The organism is Pseudomonas sp. URIL14HWK12:I12 (assembly GCF_003097135.1).
GTDB lineage: Bacteria > Pseudomonadota > Gammaproteobacteria > Pseudomonadales > Pseudomonadaceae > Aquipseudomonas.
On sequence record NZ_QEQL01000001.1, the window covers coordinates 429,764 to 449,009 of the forward strand.

General features: G+C 61.6%; 17 protein-coding genes and 1 tRNA gene. 10 read left to right on the forward strand and 8 right to left on the reverse strand.

Annotated features, from left to right (window positions below; genetic code table 11):
• Positions 1-87: 87 nt before the first annotated feature.
• Both F474_RS01925 and F474_RS01930 read left to right on the forward strand, forming a co-directional pair.
• Positions 88-627: a gluconokinase gene (locus F474_RS01925; protein WP_097084304.1), complete on the forward strand. Its 540-nt coding sequence runs from the start codon at positions 88-90 to the stop codon at positions 625-627.
• A gap of 36 nt (positions 628-663) precedes the next feature.
• Positions 664-2,016, forward strand: coding sequence for a GntP family permease (locus tag F474_RS01930; protein ID WP_097084213.1), 1,353 nt, complete (start codon positions 664-666; stop codon positions 2,014-2,016).
• Positions 2,017-2,117: 101 nt separating this feature from the next.
• Here F474_RS01930 and F474_RS01935 read toward each other — a convergent pair whose 3' ends face one another.
• Positions 2,118-4,922 (reverse strand): EAL domain-containing protein, encoded by a 2,805-nt coding sequence (locus tag F474_RS01935; RefSeq protein ID WP_097084212.1) that lies wholly within the window; start codon positions 4,920-4,922, stop codon positions 2,118-2,120.
• A 569-nt stretch (positions 4,923-5,491) separates the two neighbouring features.
• On the opposite strand from F474_RS01935, the gene F474_RS01940 reads away from it, so the two are divergent.
• Positions 5,492-5,821: a hypothetical protein gene (locus F474_RS01940; RefSeq protein ID WP_097084303.1), complete on the forward strand. Its 330-nt coding sequence runs from the start codon at positions 5,492-5,494 to the stop codon at positions 5,819-5,821.
• Between the two features lie 134 nt (positions 5,822-5,955).
• Here F474_RS01940 and F474_RS01945 read toward each other — a convergent pair whose 3' ends face one another.
• Complete coding sequence (locus F474_RS01945) at positions 5,956-7,809, reverse strand: ABC transporter ATP-binding protein (protein ID WP_097084211.1); 1,854 nt, start codon at positions 7,807-7,809, stop codon at positions 5,956-5,958.
• 91 nt (positions 7,810-7,900) lie between these two features.
• Positions 7,901-9,868 (reverse strand): cytochrome o ubiquinol oxidase subunit I, encoded by a 1,968-nt coding sequence (gene cyoB / locus F474_RS01950; protein WP_097084210.1) that lies wholly within the window; start codon positions 9,866-9,868, stop codon positions 7,901-7,903.
• A gap of 183 nt (positions 9,869-10,051) precedes the next feature.
• Between cyoB and mapR the strand changes: the two genes are divergently transcribed.
• Positions 10,052-11,470 carry a GntR family transcriptional regulator MpaR gene (gene mapR, locus F474_RS01955; protein WP_256577682.1) on the forward strand — a complete coding sequence of 473 codons (1,419 nt, stop codon included), beginning with the start codon at positions 10,052-10,054 and terminating at the stop codon, positions 11,468-11,470.
• Positions 11,471-11,555: 85 nt separating this feature from the next.
• On the opposite strand, the gene F474_RS01960 is transcribed toward mapR, so the two are convergent.
• Together F474_RS01960 and F474_RS01965 are read right to left on the reverse strand one after the other, a co-directional pair.
• The gene (locus F474_RS01960; RefSeq protein ID WP_097084208.1) at positions 11,556-12,068 is read right to left on the reverse strand and encodes a DUF1543 domain-containing protein; all 513 of its coding nucleotides are present in this window, start codon (positions 12,066-12,068) and stop codon (positions 11,556-11,558) included.
• Positions 12,069-12,252: 184 nt separating this feature from the next.
• A tRNA-Ser gene (locus tag F474_RS01965) sits at positions 12,253-12,340 on the reverse strand.
• 177 nt (positions 12,341-12,517) lie between these two features.
• Here F474_RS01965 and F474_RS01970 point away from each other — a divergent pair.
• The 6 genes from F474_RS01970 (at position 12,518) to F474_RS01995 (ending at position 15,633) form a co-directional block, all read left to right on the forward strand.
• The gene (locus F474_RS01970) at positions 12,518-13,189 is read left to right on the forward strand and encodes a Bax inhibitor-1/YccA family protein (protein ID WP_097084207.1); all 672 of its coding nucleotides are present in this window, start codon (positions 12,518-12,520) and stop codon (positions 13,187-13,189) included.
• An 89-nt stretch (positions 13,190-13,278) separates the two neighbouring features.
• Complete coding sequence (tusD, locus tag F474_RS01975; RefSeq protein WP_097084206.1) at positions 13,279-13,671, forward strand: sulfurtransferase complex subunit TusD; 393 nt, start codon at positions 13,279-13,281, stop codon at positions 13,669-13,671.
• Positions 13,672-14,031: a sulfurtransferase complex subunit TusC gene (tusC, locus tag F474_RS01980; RefSeq protein ID WP_097084205.1), complete on the forward strand. Its 360-nt coding sequence runs from the start codon at positions 13,672-13,674 to the stop codon at positions 14,029-14,031.
• On the forward strand, positions 14,031-14,306 hold the full coding sequence (tusB, locus tag F474_RS01985; RefSeq protein ID WP_097084204.1) for a sulfurtransferase complex subunit TusB: 276 nt from the start codon (positions 14,031-14,033) through the stop codon (positions 14,304-14,306). The genes tusC and tusB overlap by 1 nt, the downstream gene beginning before the upstream one ends.
• 8 nt (positions 14,307-14,314) lie before the next feature.
• Positions 14,315-14,641 carry a TusE/DsrC/DsvC family sulfur relay protein gene (locus tag F474_RS01990; RefSeq protein ID WP_371916127.1) on the forward strand — a complete coding sequence of 109 codons (327 nt, stop codon included), beginning with the start codon at positions 14,315-14,317 and terminating at the stop codon, positions 14,639-14,641.
• Positions 14,638-15,633 carry a glycosyl transferase family protein gene (locus F474_RS01995; RefSeq protein ID WP_097084202.1) on the forward strand — a complete coding sequence of 332 codons (996 nt, stop codon included), beginning with the start codon at positions 14,638-14,640 and terminating at the stop codon, positions 15,631-15,633. The genes F474_RS01990 and F474_RS01995 overlap by 4 nt, the downstream gene beginning before the upstream one ends.
• On the opposite strand, the gene F474_RS02000 is transcribed toward F474_RS01995, so the two are convergent.
• The 3 genes from F474_RS02000 to F474_RS02010 all read right to left on the reverse strand — a co-directional run bounded on the left by F474_RS02000 (position 15,593) and on the right by F474_RS02010 (position 19,078).
• Positions 15,593-16,420 carry a TIGR03915 family putative DNA repair protein gene (locus tag F474_RS02000; RefSeq protein ID WP_097084201.1) on the reverse strand — a complete coding sequence of 276 codons (828 nt, stop codon included), beginning with the start codon at positions 16,418-16,420 and terminating at the stop codon, positions 15,593-15,595. The genes F474_RS01995 and F474_RS02000 overlap by 41 nt on opposite strands.
• Positions 16,417-17,637, reverse strand: coding sequence for a putative DNA modification/repair radical SAM protein (locus tag F474_RS02005; protein ID WP_097084200.1), 1,221 nt, complete (start codon positions 17,635-17,637; stop codon positions 16,417-16,419). The genes F474_RS02000 and F474_RS02005 overlap by 4 nt, the downstream gene beginning before the upstream one ends.
• Before the next feature lie 64 nt (positions 17,638-17,701).
• Complete coding sequence (locus F474_RS02010) at positions 17,702-19,078, reverse strand: undecaprenyl-phosphate glucose phosphotransferase (protein ID WP_097084199.1); 1,377 nt, start codon at positions 19,076-19,078, stop codon at positions 17,702-17,704.
• Positions 19,079-19,246 lie beyond the last annotated feature (168 nt).

Here is a 19,246-nt window from a genome sequence, read left to right on the forward strand (position 1 = left end):
GACTCGAATAACAACCATAGCGGTAGCGACCAAGGCGCGGTGGTGCTCCAGCCCACCGAGACAGCGCTACCCCGCCTGGAGGTACCGATGCATTCCCCACTCAACGCGCTGGTGGTCATGGGCGTGACCGGCTGCGGCAAAAGCACCATTGGCGCAGCCATCGTAACCCTGAGCGGCGGCCGCCTGATCGAAGGCGACAGCTTTCACCCCCCTGAGAACATCGAAAAGATGCGAGCCGGCACTGCTTTGACCGACGCCGACCGCGCCGGCTGGCTCAAGCGCCTGGGTGAAGAAATGGCTTCCATGATCGCCCAGGGCGAACGCCCGGTGCTGACCTGTTCTGCGCTCAAGCGCAGCTACCGCGAAACCCTGCGCTCGGCTGTGCCTGAGTTGGGTTTCGTGTTCCTCGAATTGACCCGCGAGGAATCGGCCTACCGCGTGGCGCACCGCCCGGGCCACTACATGCCTGCCAGCCTGGTGGACAGCCAGTTCGCTGCGTTGGAGGTGCCGACCGGCGAGCCCAATACCCTGCCCCTCGATGCCACCGCCCCGGTTTCAGAGCTCGCCGCCCAAGTCGACCGCTGGTTGCGTGAGCGCGGCTCGGTCAATTTAAAACAACCGGCCTAACCCGCCACATCACAATCACAACAAGAGGCCAAGGCCATGTTCGGGCTGTCTCACAACACCTTTCTGCTGCTCGATGCCGGCGTCACCATCGTCGGCCTGATCCTGTTGATCACCCACGCGCGCATCCATCCTTTCGTTGCCTTGACGCTGGCGGCGGGCTTTCTAGGCCTGACCTCTGGCATGCCTGTGGCGAAGGTCATGCAGGCCTACCAGAACGGCTTCGGTGGCGTGCTGGGCTTTGTCGGTATCGTGCTGGCACTGGGCACCATGCTCGGCAAGCTGATGGCCGACTCCGGCGGCGCCGACCAGATCGCCCAGACGCTGGTGCGTTGGTTCGGCGTAAAGAACGTGCATTGGGCAATGATGTTCTCTGCGTTCCTGGTGGGCATCCCGTTGTTCTTCGAGATTGGCTTCATTCTGCTGATCCCCCTGGTGTTCGTGGTCGCGCGGCGCACGGGGCTGTCACTGGTGAAGATCGGCATTCCGCTGCTGGCAGGCCTGTCGGTCGTGCACGGGCTGGTGCCGCCGCACCCGGGCCCACTGTTGGCGATCGGCGTGTTCGGTGCCGACATCGGCAAAACCATCTTCTACGGCCTGCTGGTTGGCCTGCCCACCGCAATCATCGCAGGCCCCCTGTTTGGTAGCCTGATCGCTCGCTACGTGCCCAACACGCCTAATCAGGAGCTGGTGGACCAGATTGCCAAGGAGTCCGACGCCAAGAACCTGCCCAGCTTCGGCGTGACCCTTTGCACCGTTCTGCTGCCCGTGTTCCTGATGCTGCTCAAAACCGCTGCCGACGTGGCACTGCCAGCCGACCACATCGTGCGAGCCTGGATGGACTTGATAGGGCACCCCATCACCGCCCTGCTCGCCGCCTTGCTGCTGGCCTTGTACACCTTCGGCGCGGCACGGGGCTTCACGCGTGACCAGGTGCTCAAGCTGCTCGACAAGAGCCTGGCGCCCACCGCGGCGATCGTGGTGATCGTTGGCGCAGGCGGTGGTTTCAAGCAGATGCTGGTGGACAGCGGCGTGGGCGACGTTATCGGCCACCTGGCAGTGCAGGCACAGATTTCGCCGATTCTGCTGGCCTGGCTGGTGGCAGCAGTGATTCGTGTGGCGACCGGCTCAGCGACCGTTGCGACCATCACCGGCGCCGGCATCGTGGCCCCTGTGGTGACGCTGGTGCCCGATGTGAACCGTGAGCTGCTGGTACTGGCTACCGGTGCCGGCTCGGTCATCCTGTCGCACGTGAACGACGCAGGCTTCTGGCTGGTCAAGCAGTACTTCAACATGACCGTGGCTGAAACCTTCAAGACCTGGTCGATGATGGAGACCATCCTCTCGGTGGTCGGCATTATCCTGATCATGTTGCTGTCGCTGGTGGTGTAACCCCTCCCTCGCCCCGTGGTGCCGGCCTGTCGCAAGGCTGGCACCCTCCGGCTAGTCAGGCACCTGAATGCCGGGCGTCAAGCCGCTCCCCGCCTGATCAGTCAGCCCAGCGTTTGCCATAACGGATGCACCAACAGGTCAGCCAGCGCCAGCGGCCGCGCCAGGTGATAGCCCTGCGCCTGGCCCGCACCGATGTCACGCAGCAGGTTCAGCGCCGCCTGATCTTCCACACCTTCGGCCACCACCGACAACCCCAGCGATTCGGCCATGCGCACGATCGCGCGCACGATCGCGCGGCTGCGGTTGCTGCCGGTCAGCTCCAGAATGAACGACTTGTCGATCTTGAGCCCCGTGAAGTGGAACTGGTGCACATAGCTCAATGACGAGAACCCGGCACCGAAATCGTCGAGCACTACCGACATGCCATGCTCGGCCAGTTGCAGCATGGCCTGGCGCGCTCGCTCGGGTTCAGCCACCAACGCGCCCTCGGTCAATTCAAGGCAGATCCGCCGTGGCGCCACATTGAAGCTGGCCAGCAACTCCAGCACTTCGCCGGCGAACTCAGGGCGAGTGATGCTGTAGCTGGAGCAGTTCACATGCACCGTCGGCCAGTGGGCGTGTGCGGGGTTGGCCAGCAATTGCGCGACACTGCGCAGCATGTAGTGGTCGAGCCGGCCAATCAGGCGAAGCCCCTCGAGCGCGGGCAAGAACGCACCCGGCGCAAGAATCCGGCCATCGGCCTGGCGCCATCGGATCAGCGCTTCGAGTGCGACCAGCCTGCCGCTTGCCACATCGACGATGGGCTGGAAGAACGGTACGAGTTCATCCTCGCGCTTGAGGGCATTACGAAGCGCGCTTTCGCGCTCGAGCTGGTCCGATACCTCACGGCGCAGCACCTGATTGAACACTGCGAAACTGTCACGCCCGGCGTTCTTGACTCGGTACATCGCAGCATCGGCGTCGCGCAGCAAGTCGGAGGGCTCGCGGTGGAATTGCTCGTCAGCGTTGACGACGCCCACGCTGCAAGATGAAAACACAGCCTGGCCGTCCAGATGAAACGGCAGGTCGAAGGCTGTCAGGATACGCTCGGCAATGGCCACAGCCACTTCCACCGATGCATCGGGTGCCAGCACTGCGAACTCATCCCCTCCCAGACGCGCCAGCAGGTCGCTTTCGCGCAGGCAACTGCGCAGGCGCGCGGCGGAAGCCATCAGCAAGAGGTCGCCAAAGTGGTGACCACGGCTGTCGTTTATCAGCTTGAAACGGTCCAGGTCGAGAAACATCACCGCCAGGGGGCGGCCATCGCGGCGGTGCTGCTCCCATTCCCATTCCAGCCGCTGTTGCAGGTGCGCGCGATTGGGCAGGCCTGTCAGCGAATCGTGGATGTTCTCGTGCAACAACTTGGCGTTAGCCAGGTCCAGCTCGCGCGTGCGATCTTGCACACGCGCTTCCAGGCGCAAATTGGCCTGATGAATCGCCTCAGCCGCGCTGCGCCGGGCCAGGGCCGTGTCGATGTGGCGCGACACGAAGGTCAATAGTTCCTGGTCGCGCTGGCTGTAGCGCACGTCGGCGATGTAACTCTGCACCACCAACACACCCCGTACCACTGCCTCGGCAAACAACGGTATGCCCAGCCATGACTGCGAGCGCACCGGCTCGTTGGTGTTCTGGATCTCACCGCTCTGCATAAGGGCAGTGGCATCTTCGTAGTCGATCAGGCACGGCCGCCGCTGCCGGATCACGTATTCGGTCAACCCCCGCCTGCCACGGCGCGGTGCAGGCCGGCGACCGACTTGTTCGTCGATGTAATAGGGGAAGGTGACCTCCGAGGTGTCCGGGTCGTACTGGGCGATGTAGAAATTGCGGGCATAGAGCAACTCGCCGACGATCGCGTGCAGTTGAGGGAACAACTCAGCCACATCACCCGGTTGGCTGGACAGCTCGGCAATCTGGAACAGCGCGGCCTGGAGGTGTTCGGCGCGTTCGCGCTCAGTGACCTGCTGGCGCAGGGTTTCATTCAGGCGTGTCAGCTCCCGGGTGCGCTCAGCGACCACCTCCTCCAGGTGCGCTCGGTGAAGGATACGGTCCAGCGCCAACGCCACGTGCCGCGCCACCACCAGAAACAGGGCACGGTCCTCGGCGCTGTAGAGGCGCTCGGGCTGGTAGACCTGCATTGCGATCATGCCGAACACTTCGTCGGAGGCGTTCTTGAGCGGCGCGCCCATCCAGAATTCAGGCACATGGCCCACGCAATAGAAGCGGCCGGTTTCCCGGGCGCGATGGATGTCTTGCCGCGTGACCAATAGGGGCCTGCCGGTGGTCAGCACCAGGCCTGTCATCGAGAGGCGGGCCAGGTCCAAAACCTCCCGGCCGTCGTTTTCAAGCGCTTCATCGTCGGTGGTATCGACGTAGTAGGGGTAGGTGATGGCCTGGGTACGGCTGTCGTACAGCGCCAGGTAGAAGTTCTCGGCATCGATCAGCGTGCCCAGCTCCTGATGCAGGCGCACCATGAAGGTCGCTCGATCGCGTACTGAGGTGGCCAAGTGGCTGATGCTGTAGAGCACCCGTTGAGTATGCTGGGCCCGGGCCAGCGCCTGGCTTTGCAAGCACAGGCCCAGGCGCAGGGCGAGCGCTGCCAGCTCCGGTGAGCCGGCACTTGCGCGAGGCGCAAGTAACCAACCCAATTCGATTTCACCGTGCCCAGTTGCCCAGCGAAACAGGTTCCAGGCTTGGCAAAAGGCATCCAATGCACCGTCGTCGAGGGTGGGCGGCCAGCCGAAGGGCGCACTGCCCTGGCCCGCCAACTGCAAATGCTCGCCGGCCCGATAAAAGCCCCATTGCTGATCATGCTCAGCCAGCGCGGCCTGCCTCAATACCTGGTCGAGGTCTCGCGGCGACAACTCCATGTATGCTCCAAACCAGCGTTTCTGAATGTTTCGACATCATCCGGTCTGCCAGCGGCTAATAGCAAGAGGCCAGAGCCCGAGACGGAGGCCGGCTGTCGCCGCACGTGTCGCTTATAGATAAGCGGCGGCCCATCGGGGCAATCGTCATCCCAAACCCTGGAGGCTCTGGCGCCGGATTGTTCGACACTCCGGCAATATGTAGTCCTTTAGAATTAACACTACAAAATGAGTTGACGCCGCTCTTTTCCTTTTGCATGATGCAGCCATCTCCCTGATCGGGAGCGCTGGCAACAGCGGTCTGATCGCCTGGCGACCGCCAGGCTCTTCGTGAGTGTGCTGCCCACAAGGCAGATTGATGAGCTAACCCGCAATGCGCCGTGCAGGCGTTGCGCGCAGGCTGGAATTTATCAAGCTGCTGGGCGGCCCCATGGCGTTCCTCCCCTGCTGATCTTCCCTGCGCCTTGCTGTGCCTGGCATTTGCATGTAGCGGCGTTAATCAACCCACTACACGATCTGCCCGCTGGACGAACTTGGATAACAGATCGATCGATACGAGGTGCATCATGACGCTGAACCTGAACCAACAACCGACCGTCGATGACCTGGCTCGCCTTTTCGCCGCCCGCCGGGATACCCATGACAGCCACATCCTGTGGGTGTGTGCTGACGGAAATGTTCACATCGAAGCGATGACCCCGCACACCTGTGAGGAGCAATTCGAACAGCATCGGCCGCATATGCGGGCACGCTTGCGGGTGTACCGCCGAGGTGCGGGTTATGTCGGCAAACGGGCTGCCGCTGACCGGGAATTCATCGGCAACGTGCTGAGCACCCTCACCCGCACCTGGCAGCAGCACCGCCACCAAGCTGGGGTGAAAGTCCTCGACCAGTATTGCTGAGCCTTGCGCCCACGCGGCAGCCTATCGCCGCGTGGGCATTTCTCCGCTTCGGCTCAGCCACAGCCTGCAACCTGCTCGAAAAGATGAGCTGGCGTAAGAAGACGGCCCAATAGGGCGGGCGCCACCCGAAGCGCTCAGTCTGCCAGTTGCGCCACCCCTTGGTCTTCCCCCAGAAACCCGCCGCTTTGATGCCGCCACAAACGCGCGTAGGCGCCGTTGCGAGCGAGCAGCTGCGCATGCGTGCCCTGCTCGATGATCCGGCCCTGGTCCATGACGATCAGCCGGTCCATGGCCGCGATGGTAGACAGCCGATGTGCGATGGCGATAACCGTCTTACCCTGCATCATTTCATCCAGGCTTTCCTGAATCGCCACCTCGGCTTCGGAATCGAGCGCGCTGGTGGCCTCGTCCAGCAACAGGATAGGCGCGTTCTTGAGCATCACTCGTGCGATGGCTACACGTTGGCGTTGGCCACCGGACAGTTTGATGCCTCGCTCGCCCACCAGGGTGTCGTAGCCGGTATTGCCGTCGCGGTCGCTCAGTTGCTGAATGAAGCCGTCAGCCTGCGCACTGGCCGCAGCGGCCTGAATCTGCGCATCGGTAGCCTCTGGCCGGCCGTAACCGATGTTGTCACGGATCGAGCGATGCAGCAGCGACGTGTCCTGAGTGACCATGCCGATGGCTGCACGCAGGCTGTCTTGAGTCACCTGGGCAATGTCCTGGCCATCGATCCGAATGTGCCCGCTGTCAACGTCATAGAACCGCAGCAGCAGGTTGATAAGGGTTGACTTACCGGCCCCGGACCGGCCCACCAGGCCGATCTTCTCGCCGGGGCGAATGGCCAGGCTCAGCCCATCGAGCACCTGGCGTTCGCCACCGTAGTTGAAGCTGACATTGTCGAACACCACTTCGCCCCCAGCGGTGGCGAGCACCTTCGCATCCGGCGCATCGAGCACCTTGGGCCCATGGGTCAGGGTCGACATGCCATCCTGCACCGTGCCGATGTTCTCGAACAAGGAGGTCATCTGCCACATGATCCAATGCGACATCCCGTTAACCCGCAAGGCCATGGCGGTGATCGCCGCCACCGCTCCGGTACCCACTTCGCCTTGATGCCACAGCCACAATGCATAACCGCCCCCGCCGAGGATCAGCCCTACCACCAGAGCCTGATTGACGATTTCGAACTGGCTGACCAGGCGCATCTGGCGAAAGCCGGTGTTTTTGAAGTCTTCCATGGCCGCACGAGCGAAGTGCGCCTCGCGCTTGGAGTGGGAGAATAGCTTCACCGTGGTGATGTTGGTGTAGGCATCGGAGACGCGGCCGGTCATCGAGGAGCGCGCGTGCGCCTGCTCCTCGCCCACCTTGCCCAGCCGTGGCACGAACCAGCGCATGGCCAGGCCGAAGAGCACCACCCAAGCCACAAAAGGCAACATCAATCGAAGGTCGAAGCCCCCGGCCAGGGCAATGATGGCAATGAAGTACACGCCGATGCCCGGCACGATCTCGATCAAAGTGAACAGCACCTCACGCACCGCCAGGGCGGTCTGCATGACTTTGGTAGTCACGCGGCCAGAGAACTCATCGGAGAAGAACGACAGGCTCTGGCGAAGCATCAGCCGATGAAAATCCCAGCGCAGCCGCAGCGGCAGGTTGATGGCCAGCACTTGGTGCTGAACCATAGTACGCAGCGCCACCAGGCCGATGCTCGCTATCAGCACCAGGCCGATACCCCAGAGCACCCGGCGTTCCTGCTCGGAACCTGGGCTGCCGGCCTGCCAGGCAGAGAGCGAATCCACCACTTGCCCCAGAAACGAGAACAACCAGGCTTCGTAAACCGACACCGCCGCGCTGAGCAATGCCATGGCAAGTACATAGCCCCGCGCACCGCGGGTGCACGCCCAGAGAAAACGCACCAGCCCGACCGGTGGTGGCGGAATTTCATCTGGGGGAAAGGGGTCGAGCCGTCGTTCGAATGAACGGAGCATGGGGGCCTCCTAGGCAAACAGGGTCGGCAATGGTGCCACCGAATGCTTTCGGTAGCACCCTTGCCCAACGATCTGACTCTGTTGCGCTCGATTATGCTCCGAGACGTTTGGCCATCGATTGGCGCTCGATGCGCTCGATCTCTTCGACCGGCACGTAGTAGCCTCGGTCGTCACGTGTGGCGTGGCGCACCATGACGGCCAGGGTTGTGGCCAGTGCTGCTAACGCCAACCACCAGATGTGCCAGATCATCGCAAAGCCCAGCAGTGCGCACCCTGCCCCCATCACAAGCCCAGTGCAGGTGTTGTTGGGCATGTGAATGGGGTGATAGGCAACCGGCGCTGGCGCCCCTGCCTGCTTGATCGCGTGCCAGGCATCCAGCCCTTCTACCTTGGGCAACACGGCGAAGTTATAGAACGGCGCCGGCGAGGTGGTAGCCCATTCCAATGTGCGGCCGCCCCAGGGGTCGCCAGTCAGGTCGCGGTGCGCCTCGCGCTGCCGATAGCTCACATACAACTGGGCCAACTGACAGACAATGCCGCAGGCGATCAGCAGCGCACCGACCATCGCCACGTGCAACCAGGGTGTCCACAGCGGGTTGTCGGTATGGTTCAGGCGCCGGGTCATGCCCATGAAGCCCAGCGCATACAGTGGCATGAAGGCCAGGAGAAACCCCACTGACCAGAACGCCACAGCCGCCCTGCCCCAGCTTTCGACCAGCTTGAAACCAAAGACTTTGGGGAACCAGTAGGTCATGCCGGCCAGGTACCCGAATAGCGCCCCGCCGATGATCACATTGTGAAAGTGCGCCACTACAAACAGGCTGTTGTGCAATACGAAGTCTGCGCCCGGTACTGCCAGCAGCACGCCGGTCATGCCGCCAATGCTGAAGATGACCATGAAGCTGAGCGTCCACCAGACCGGCGTGGTGAAACGCAGCCGGCCCCGGTAAATGGTGAACAGCCAGTTGAACAGCTTGGCCCCCGTGGGAATGGCGATCACCATGGTTGCGATGCCGAAGAAGGCGTTGACGTTTGCGCCCGAGCCCATGGTAAAGAAGTGGTGCACCCATACCATAAAGCCCAGCAACGTGATCGCACCGCTGGCGAAGATCATCGAACGGTGGCTGAACAGCGCCTTGCCGGCGAATGTCGCAACCACCTCCGAATACACCCCGAACGCAGGCAGCACCAGGATGTAGACCTCCGGGTGCCCCCAGGCCCAGAACAGGTTCACGTACATCATCGGGTTGCCACCCAGATCGTTAGTGAACAGGTGGAAGCCCAGGTAGCGGTCCAGCGTCAGCATGAACAAGACCGCGGTGAGAATGGGAAAGGCGCTGACGATCAGGACGTTGGCCCAGGTGCAGGTCCAGGTGAAGATCGGCATGTCCATCAGTTTCATGCCCGGCGCGCGCATCTTCAACACCGTGACCAGAAAGTTGACCCCGGTGAGGGTGGTGCCGATACCGGAGATTTGCAGCGCCCAGATGTAATAGTCCACACCTACACCCGGGCTGTAGCTCAGCTCGGACAGCGGCGGGTAGGCGATCCAGCCAGTCTTGGCGAACTCACCGACCCCCAACGACAGGTTCACCAGCAGCACACCGGCCACCAGCAGCCAGAAACTCAGCGAGTTCAGGAACGGGAAAGCGACGTCACGCGCACCCACCTGCAAGGGCAGCACGATATTCATCAAGCCGGTCAAGAACGGCATGGCCATGAAGATGATCATGATCACGCCGTGAGCGGTGAATATCTGATCGTAGTGCTCCGGTGGCAGGTAACCAGGCTGGCCTTCGGTGGCGAGCGCCAGCTGGCTGCGCATCATGATCGCGTCAGCGAACCCCCGCAGAAGCATCACCAGCGCCACGACGATGTACATCACACCTATGCGCTTGTGGTCCACAGAGGTCAGCCATTCATGCCAAAGGTAGCGCCACTTCCTGTACCAGGTCAGAGCGGCTATCAAGGCCAAACCCAGCAGAGCGATGCAAGCCAATGTGACCATGACGATAGGCTCGTGCCACGGCACCACCTCCCAACCGAGCTTTCCGAACATGACTATTTCTCCGTGGTGAGCCAACCGCTCTTGATGCCAAAGCACGCTAATGAGCGGGCAAAGGTGATCTGTTCAGATCGCGATAAAGGCAAAATGATCGGAACCGTTTATGTAGCACCTCGAAAATCCGGTAAATTTCATGATTCGCCAGACGGCGCGGGTGCCGTAGAAGGGATGGGCCAGATGCACAAGCTCAAGCGTTACGAAAAGCTCGCAGACGAAATCTCGGCGCTGATCCGCCAGGGTGTTCTGGGCCCCAACGACCGCATTCCTTCAGTGCGCCAGGCCTGCCAGACCTACAGCGTGAGCCCGGCCACCGTGTTCAAAGCGTATTACCTGCTCGAAGACCGAGGCCTGATCCAGGCGCGTGAGCGCTCGGGCTATTACGTACGAGAGCATGTCCGCCAGCCCTTGGCAGAGCCCGCCATGCAGGCGCGCCAGCCAGGCGCAACCGAAGTGGACGTCAGCGAACTGGTGTTCTCGGTGCTTGGCTCGCTGCGCAACCCGCACACCGTGCCGTTTGGTTCAGCCTTTCCAAGCCCGGACCTGTTTCCCCTCGCCCGCCTGGCTCGATCCATGGGCCAGAGCCTACGGCAGCTCTCACCCCATGCCATCATCGCCGACCAGACTGACGGCAACCCTGAGCTGAAGCGCCAGATCGCGCTACGTTACATGGTCAGCGGTGTGCTGCTGCCGATGGAAGAGCTGGTGATCACCACGGGCGCCATGGAAGCGCTGAACCTGTGCCTGCAAGCAGTCACCGAGCCAGACGATCTGGTTGCAATCGAGGCGCCAGCTTTTTACGCCTGCCTGCAGGTGCTGGAGCGCCTGAAGCTCAAGGCAGTGGAGATCCCTGTTCACCCCCGCGATGGCATCGACCTGGACAGCCTCGAGCACAGCCTGACGACACTGCCGATCAAGGCCTGTTGGTTCATGAGCAGCTTCCAGAACCCCATCGGTGCTAGCCTCGCCGACGCCAGTAAGCAGCGCTTGAGCGAACTGTTGCATCAGCATCAGGTTCCGCTGATCGAAGATGACGTATATGCGGAGCTACACTATGGCTTCCACCCCCCTCGCCCGCTCAAAAGCTACGACAACCAGGGCCTGTTCATGCATTGCGGCTCTTTTTCCAAATGCCTGGCGCCCGGTTATCGGGTGGGCTGGGTCGCTGGCGGGCGGTATGCACAAAAGATCGCCCAGCTGAAGCTGATGACTACCATCTCCCCTTCGGTACCCATCCAGGCCGCGATCGCCGACTACTTGCAGCACGGCGGTTTCGACCGCCACCTGCGCAAGCTACGCCAGGCGCTGGAGCAACAACAGCAAGCCATGCTCGCTGCAGCGGCCCGGCATTTCCCGCAAGGCACACGTGTGACGCGGCCAGCGGGGGGTTATTTCCTATGGTTCGAATTCCCTGAACAAGTGGACTCGCTCAAGCTGTTCGAGCTGGCGTTGGCGCAAGGGATCAGCCTAGCGCCAGGGCCGATCTTTTCGGCGCAGCGAGCATTTCGCAACTGTGCGCGGTTGAACCATGGGCACCCGTGGGGGCCAAGCTCGGAGGGGGCGATGGAGCTGCTGGGCCAGATCGTTCGGTCTTTCTGAGCGCCCGCATGACTGGGCGTGATATGCGCACTGCTTTGGGGCGGCGAGTTGCGTCGCCGCCACTATTAAGGCTGTGGGTACAGTTTCAAAGCACGATGTAATCGTTTTGTTGGATTATTCCCCGGTGCGGTTCTTGTACCAGGTGCACATACCGGCCGGCTATCTCATCAATTGGCAGGCAATCGTCGATGTCCATCACCGCATCGGTATGTGCTTTTTTCCAGGACGCAAGCATGCGCTGGCGACCCTGATCGATTGCAGCTCGCTTGTCTGGAGCGACGATCAAGACGTACTGATGGGCCTCACCAAACGCTCGGTTGTCATATCCGCCCAGATTGATGAAGAAAAGCCTCGGCGCACCGGAACCTGGCGCAACCGGGCTGAACTGCACTTTCCACTCATCTATTCCGTCAACAGCCATCCAGGCGTCGATATGCAGGCCCTTCTGGCTGCCAAACCAGCCTTCTCGCAAGGCCGGAAACGTGGCTTCGAGGCTCGGAGCAACCACAAACGCAACATCGTGGACTTCGATCTTTGCCCTTGGATGCTTGCCGCCGAGCATTATCACGAACAGCTTCTTTGCGGGTTCCGAAGGCATGCCCTGCACACTCCGATCGTTTGCATGTCGAGACTTCAATCCACCGCCGGCCCGCAGAACATACGGGCGTACCACCCTCGGCAGACACAACGCGTTAAAGGCTGCGCCCAGATGCCAGGGTACAGGCATAAACCGTGCGGGTACAAAAAAGCCCCGACCATGCGGGGCTTTGATGTATAGAGTATGGCGGAAGCGTAGAGATTCGAACTCTAGGATAGTTGCCCATCGGCGGTTTTCAAGACCGCTGCCTTAAACCACTCGGCCACGCTTCCTCGTTTTGCGGGCGACATCTTACTGTAATCTGCGCCCCTGTCAATCATGCTTTTCCCGTTCGTGCAGGCGCTCTGGTATGCTCGTTTTGCAACGAGGTGTTTCCATAACCCCTTTGTCACTTGCCGACGGCAGGAAGCCTTGATTCAATCGCAGCATCACTCAAGAGGAGTCTCGCCATGCGCGAACAAGACTATATCATCAACCAGCGTTCGGAGGCCGCGCAAGGCGAGGTCAGCCGTGTGCTGCGCAACACCTACGGCCTGCTGGCGCTGACTCTCGCGTTCAGCGGCGTCATGGCTTTCGTTTCCCAGCAGATGAACGTGCGTTACCCGAACGTTTTCGTCGTGCTCATCGGGTTTTACGGCCTGTTCTTCCTCACCAACAAGCTACGTGATTCGGCTTGGGGCATTGTCTCCACCTTTGCTCTCACTGGCTTCATGGGCTATATCCTCGGCCCTATCCTCAATCGCTACCTCGGCATGCAAGGGGGTGCAGAGGTTGTAGGTTCTGCATTCGCCATGACCGCCCTGGTATTCTGTGGTCTGTCGGCTTATGTGCTGATTACCCGCCGCGACATGAGCTTTCTGTCGGGCTTCATCACGGCAGGCTTCTTCGTGTTGTTGGGCGCTACGCTGGCAAGCTTCTTTTTCCAGATCAGCGGCCTGCAACTGGCAATCAGCGCGGGCTTCGTGCTGTTCTCCTCGGTATGCATCCTGTTCCAGACCAGCGCTATCATCCATGGCGGTGAGCGCAACTACATCATGGCGACCATCAGCCTGTATGTGTCGATCTACAACCTGTTCGTTAGTTTGCTGCAAATCTTCGGCATCATGAGCAGCGACGACTGATCTTGGTTGCATCAGCAAAAAGCCCGCTTCGGCGGGCTTTTTCGTGCCTGAAGGTTTAGAATCGGGGCATCTGCCACGCTAGGTCCGTCATGAAATTCGCTATAGCCGTATTCGCCCCTGCACACTCGCCCGCCTCACGGCGGGCCTTGCGTTTCGCCCAGGCCGTGCTGGCTCAGGGGCACGCCATTGAGCGGCTTTTTTTCTATCAGGATGGAGTCCACAGCGCATCGGCGAACGTGGTGTCGCCCCAAGATGAAATCGACGTGGCGGCGCAGTGGCGGGTGTTCATCAGCGAACATGCGCTCGACGCGGTGGTATGCATCGCTGCGGCGCTACGCCGGGGGGTGCTGGACGAGCAGGAGGCGGCACGCTATCACCGGCCCGCGGCCAACCTGCCTTCGCCGTGGGTGCTGTCCGGGCTGGGGCAGCTGCATGAGGCAGCGCAAACTGCCGATCGGCTCGTCAGCTTCGGAGGCGTTTGAATGGCCAAGTCGGTATTGATCATCACACGCCAGGCACCTTGGGCGGGCCCCGCTGCCCGCGAGGCACTCGACATCGCGTTGGCTGGCGGCGCGTTCGATTTGCCCTTGGGCATGCTGTTCATGGACGACGGCGTCTTTCAGATACAGCCGGGCCAGGCACCTCTCGCCCTGGAGCAAAAGAACCTCGCTGCCAATCTGCAGGCGTTGCCGATGTTCGGCGTCGATGACCTCTACGCCTGTGCCGATAGCCTGGCGGCACGAAGGGTGCCGACCGACTCGCTGGCACTGCCCGTTGAGATACTGGACGCCGACGCAATCCGAGCCCTCCTGGGGCGTTTCGATGAAGTGATCACCCTCTGATGGCAACCTTGCACGTAGTCTCTCATTCACCGTTCTCCGACAGCCGCCTGGCCAGCTGCCTGCGCCTTTTGGGTCGCGAGGACGGCCTACTGCTGTGCGGCGACGCTGCTTACGCCCTTCGCACACCTGAAACGCTACCCAATACCGGCCTTTTCGTACTGGCCGAAGACGCCGACGCACGTGGGCTAGTGGCACCACCGCACGCTCAGCTGATCGATTACGCAGCATTCGTCGACTTGACCCTGGCTTATGACAAGGTAAACAGCTGGCTATGAGCGACCCGATGACTGTAGAGGGCGCGGTTGTTGCGGTGGACAACGACGGTTTTTTGCTGGAGTTGTCCCAGTGGTCGCCAGCTGTAGCGCACGCCCTCGCCGCGAAGGCGGCCATCGAGCTCACGGACGCCCACTGGGAGGTGCTACACCTGCTGCGACGTTTCCACGAAGAGTATCAGCTCTCACCTGCCACACGCCCGTTGATCAAGTATTGCGCACTGCACCTTGGCCCTGAGAAGGGCAACAGCGCACACCTGAATCGCCTGTTCAACGGCACCCCGGCCAAGCTTGCCGCCAAGCTCGCCGGCCTGCCCAAGCCGACCAATTGCATATGACTACCCATGCCGACCTGCAACTGACCACGCCTGAGGAGCACCCTTTCGCGGTGTTCGTGCGCATTCTGGGCAAAGGAAAACGGGGCGCTCGCAGCCTCACGCGCGACGAGGCCCGGCAAGCTATGGGCATGTTGCTCGACGGCGAAGCCGAAGCCGCCCAGCTCGGGGCTTTCCTGATGCTGCTTAGGCACAAGGAAGAAAGCCCTGAAGAACTGGCCGGCTTCACCGAAGCAGTACGAGCACGCTTGCCAAACCTGGGGTTAGGCGCCGACATCGACTGGCCCAGCTACGCCGGCAAAAAACGCCACCTGCCCTGGTATCTGCTGGCGGCCAAGTGCCTGGCCGCCAGTGGCCTACGCATCTTCATGCATGGCGGCGGTGCTCACACAGCCGGGCGCCTGTATACCGAACAGTTGCTCGAGCCGTTGGGCATCCCGGTGTGTCGCAACTGGGGCAGCGTCGCCCAGGCCCTGGATACTCAGCACCTGGCGTTCATGCCCTTGGCGGCCTGGGCCCCAGCGCTTCAGCAGATGATCGACCTGCGCAACACTCTGGGCCTGCGTTCGCCCATTCACTCCCTCGCACGGGTGCTGAACCCGCTGGGGGCTCGCCTGGGGCTGCAGAGTATTTTCCACCCGGGCTACCAGGCAGTGCACCGTGAAGCCAGCCGACTGCTGGGCGATACCGCCATCGTGATCAAGGGCGATGGCGGCGAGATCGAAGTGAACCCTGATAGCCCTTGCCACCTCTACGGCACGGCGGGCGGGCAGAACTGGGACGAAGAATGGCCGGCGCAGGCGGCCCAACGCCATGTCAAGCCAGCGAGCCTCGAAGTACCAGCGCTGCTGGCCGTGTGGCAGGGCCAGGCCCAAGACAGCTATGGTGAAAAAGCGGTATTAGGCACCATGGCGCTCGCCCTACGCGGCCTGGGCGAACCGGCCGAACAAGCTTTCAACCACGCCCAGACGTTATGGGCGCAGCGCGAGCGCTGAGAATTGCCTTGCCCTTTCGCGCGGCGACACCTTCGGCCTGGCCGTCGCGCTGCTTACCAAGCCGCGCCTGGCTCATCAGCCGAGGAATCAGCGGCCCTTCAGGCAAGTGCTGCCAGAAGCGCTCGGGCATGTGGCCTTGCATGGCCTTCGGGTTCAAACGGGCCGGGTTGAAGATGTTTTGGTAGTATGCCAGCCACAGAGCTTGCCCCGCGTCAGCCTCGCCCTGTGCCAACGCCTGCCATTGCGGGGGGCATTGGCGGCGGTAATCCAGGGATTGCCCATCGAACGCCAACCCGTCGGTAGGCGTGGCGATCAGCCAAGGCTGCCGGCCCATGCGCGCTACGAAATGCTCCCCCACTTCTGCTAGCACGTCATGAGCGGGCTCGTGCCAGGCGGTGAACAGCTCAGCACGTTGGGTAAAGCGCAAAAAAGCATGTACATGATGAATTTCTCGGCGCACCTGCTTGATGCGGCGGTGCAATTCGCTGCCCAGGCTGTCGCCGGCCAGCATGGCGGTACGGTCGCCATGAGCGACGCGCCAGAGCACTTCATAAAGAAAGCTCCAACGTTGCGGGCCAATGAAGCCTGCGGCCTGGTGAAGCATTTCGAGCAAGCTGCGGGGGACGCGCAATAGATAGGGCCCGGCACCCTCTGGCAACTCTTGTGCGCCAAAAAAAAGGTCGTCAGCACCCTCCCAGCTGACCAGCGCCGGGTCAATGCCATGGGCGAGCAATTGGCGCGCTTGCTGCCGCCAGGTGGAAAAGTCGTCGCACGCAAGGCAGATCATCCAAATAGCCCCATCTGCTGCGGTGGCGGGGTGTCGCGCAACTGCTGACGCAAGAGCGCGCTAGGCACCTCTGACTGGCGCGGGTGATAGTCACTGGTGACGATAAACGGCTTGGCTTTGGCCAGCACACAGCGCAGGCGGGTCAGGTCGTCATAGCGAATTCGCCGTTCACGGCGCAGCGCGACCAAGCGCTCGGTAGTGCGCAGGCCGATGCCGGGGACACGGGCGATCAGCGATGCATCTGCTCGGTTGAGGTCCAGCGGGAAGTGCTCGCGGTGCGCGAGGGCCCAGGCCAGCTTGGGGTCGATGTCCAGCGCCAGGTCGCCTGGGCCTGAAAGCAATTCTGCAGCTTTATAGCCATAGCCTCGCAATAGAAAGTCAGCTTGATACAGGCGGTGCTCCCGCAGCAAGGGCGCGGCCGCGTGCGGTACGCTGGCGGGGCTTTGCGGAATAGGGCTGAAGGCCGAGTAGTACACACGGCGCAGACGATAGCCTTGATACAGCGCCTCGGCGCTACGGAGAATCACGCTGTCATCACTGCTGTCGGCGCCGATAATCATCTGCGTGCTTTGACCGGCGGGGGCAAAGGCAGGCGCGCGAGCATGGCCGGCCACGGCTTGTTGGCCACGGTCGATGGTGCCCATGGCGGCACGAATGGTGGCGCCTTGTTTCTCCGGTGCAAGCCGGCGCAGGCCGCTTTCGCTGGGTAGCTCGATATTCACGCTGAGGCGGTCGGCATAACGGCCTGCCGCCTCGATCAACAATGGGTCCGCCTCAGGAATGGTTTTGAGATGAATGTAACCTCGAAACCCGTGCTCCTCGCGCAGTAACCGCGCCACTTCCACCAATTGCTCCATTGTGTAGTCTGGCGAGCGAATGATGCCTGAGCTCAGAAAAAGCCCGCTCACGCAATTGCGGCGATAGAAGTCGAGAGTCAGGCGCACCACTTCTTCGGGGCTGAAGCGCGCGCGCGGTACGTCGCTACTGCGGCGGTTTACACAATATTGGCAGTCATACAGGCAGAAGTTGGTCAACAACACCTTGAGCAAGGACACACAGCGGCCGTCCGGGGTGTAGCTGTGACATATCCCCATACCCGTGGTGGCACCGAGCCCGGCCTTACCGGCTGAACTTCGCTTGGGCGCGCCGCTGCTTGCACACGAGGCATCGTATTTAGCAGCGTCGGCGAGGATGCTGAGTTTATCGATCAGTTCCATGGCTACTTATACAGTGGTTTTACGTACAGTATAGTGCCGCTAACGTCGGAGCAAGCGCCGCTAGTCAGTAGATGTTTTTTGAGAACAGCGTGAAAGGCGTCTTGAGCAAAATCTTGATATCCAGCCATAGTGACCAGTGATTGATATAAGCCAGGTCTCGCTCCAGGCGGCCCTGCATTTTTTCTAATGTCTCGGTCTCGCCGCGAAAGCCACTGACCTGCGCCAACCCCGTGATACCGGGTTTGATTCGATGGCGGGCCATGTAGGCGGTGAGCTTGTCTCCATAATAATCATTGTGCGCCACCGCATGCGGGCGCGGCCCGACCAGCGCCATTTCGCCCCGCAGCACGTTTATCAATTGCGGAAGCTCATCGAGCGAGCTGCGTCGCAAAAACGCGCCTACCGGCGTGACCCGGCTGTCATTGCGAGTGGCCTGGCGGACCTCGGTATCGTCGTGCACCCTCATCGAGCGGAACTTGTAAACCTGGATCACTTGGCCATTGCAGCCGTCCCGCCCCTGCCGGAAAAACACCGGGCCGGGGGAAGAGATTTTCACCGCAAGCGCCGCCGCCAGCAGCACAGGTGACAGCGCGATGATCGCCATCAGGGCCAACGACCGATCGATCAGTTCTTTTCCGAATGCCGCTGCCGGGTGCGAGCTCAACGGTGTTTCATTGAGGTAAATGGCGGGGAATTGCTCGATTTGTGAAACGGATTGATTGAGCAGCATCATGCTGCCGAAATCCGGGACCCACACCACGTCCACGGCAAGGTCAAGCAAATCGACATAGATCGACTCGATCTGCACCATGCGGTCTAGGGGCAACGTGATGTACACCCGGCGAACCTGCTCGCGCTGCACGATACCGCGCAGCATGTTCATGTCACCCAGGCGCGACAGGCCCGCCACCTCGGTGCCATCAGGGGCAATCAAGCCCAGGATGGGTACTCGCGGCTTGAGTTGGCGGGCGAGTTTACCGGCCAGCTCACCCTCGCCGATGATCAAAGCGGTGCGCACCCTGCGCAGCCGGCGGCTGTGACGATTGAGCAACCAGCGCAACGGCAGGAAGCTGGCAGCCTGGGCCAGGTAGCCGAAGATCATCATTTCGGTCGCAAGCTCTGGCTCCAGCTCCAGCGGGCTGCCGCTGGCCATGAGCAGCGCACCGAGGGTACCAATGAGCACCGACCAGCCTGCCAAGAGCCTCAACAGACCGGCAGCGTAATTGAGGCGCTTGTGGTAGACGTGGAGAAATCCATAGATCGGGAACGAGGCCAGCATACCCAGGAGCAGCAGCACCCGGTAGGCCGGCGCCACAGTGCCAGCTTCAAACATCAGCAGTACACAAAGCGTAATGCCCGCGAGCACTGTGCCAGCGGACCACATGACCCAGAACGTCAGGCCACGTCGGTTCGCCAAGGGGTGTAGACGAGGAGCGATCATCGTGATGTTCTCCAGGGCAAGGCACGGCAAGCCGCTGCGCAAAACCAGGGGAAGGCCGGGTTTCGGGCAGGCTACCGCCGCAACAAGGGACGTTGAAGTGAGAAAGAGTCAGGCTGGAAGGAGGTGCAAAGCGAACCGCGCTACAGGAGAGCAACGGTGAAATGATGT

Excerpts from the sequence above, each read along its gene's own strand:
- F474_RS01925 (WP_097084304.1), top strand. The coding sequence starts at position 88 with ATGCATTCCCCACTCAACGCGCTGGTGGTCATGGGCGTGACCGGCTGC.
- F474_RS01930 (WP_097084213.1), top strand. The coding sequence starts at position 664 with ATGTTCGGGCTGTCTCACAACACCTTTCTGCTGCTCGATGCCGGCGTC.
- F474_RS01935 (WP_097084212.1), bottom strand. The coding sequence starts at position 4,922 with ATGGAGTTGTCGCCGCGAGACCTCGACCAGGTATTGAGGCAGGCCGCG.
- F474_RS01945 (WP_097084211.1), bottom strand. The coding sequence starts at position 7,809 with ATGCTCCGTTCATTCGAACGACGGCTCGACCCCTTTCCCCCAGATGAA.
- cyoB (WP_097084210.1), bottom strand. The coding sequence starts at position 9,868 with ATGTTCGGAAAGCTCGGTTGGGAGGTGGTGCCGTGGCACGAGCCTATC.
- mapR (WP_256577682.1), top strand. The coding sequence starts at position 10,052 with ATGCACAAGCTCAAGCGTTACGAAAAGCTCGCAGACGAAATCTCGGCG.
- F474_RS01960 (WP_097084208.1), bottom strand. The coding sequence starts at position 12,068 with ATGCCTTCGGAACCCGCAAAGAAGCTGTTCGTGATAATGCTCGGCGGC.
- F474_RS01970 (WP_097084207.1), top strand. The coding sequence starts at position 12,518 with ATGCGCGAACAAGACTATATCATCAACCAGCGTTCGGAGGCCGCGCAA.
- tusD (WP_097084206.1), top strand. The coding sequence starts at position 13,279 with ATGAAATTCGCTATAGCCGTATTCGCCCCTGCACACTCGCCCGCCTCA.
- tusC (WP_097084205.1), top strand. The coding sequence starts at position 13,672 with ATGGCCAAGTCGGTATTGATCATCACACGCCAGGCACCTTGGGCGGGC.
- tusB (WP_097084204.1), top strand. The coding sequence starts at position 14,031 with ATGGCAACCTTGCACGTAGTCTCTCATTCACCGTTCTCCGACAGCCGC.
- F474_RS01990 (WP_371916127.1), top strand. The coding sequence starts at position 14,315 with ATGACTGTAGAGGGCGCGGTTGTTGCGGTGGACAACGACGGTTTTTTG.
- F474_RS01995 (WP_097084202.1), top strand. The coding sequence starts at position 14,638 with ATGACTACCCATGCCGACCTGCAACTGACCACGCCTGAGGAGCACCCT.
- F474_RS02000 (WP_097084201.1), bottom strand. The coding sequence starts at position 16,420 with ATGATCTGCCTTGCGTGCGACGACTTTTCCACCTGGCGGCAGCAAGCG.
- F474_RS02005 (WP_097084200.1), bottom strand. The coding sequence starts at position 17,637 with ATGGAACTGATCGATAAACTCAGCATCCTCGCCGACGCTGCTAAATAC.
- F474_RS02010 (WP_097084199.1), bottom strand. The coding sequence starts at position 19,078 with ATGATCGCTCCTCGTCTACACCCCTTGGCGAACCGACGTGGCCTGACG.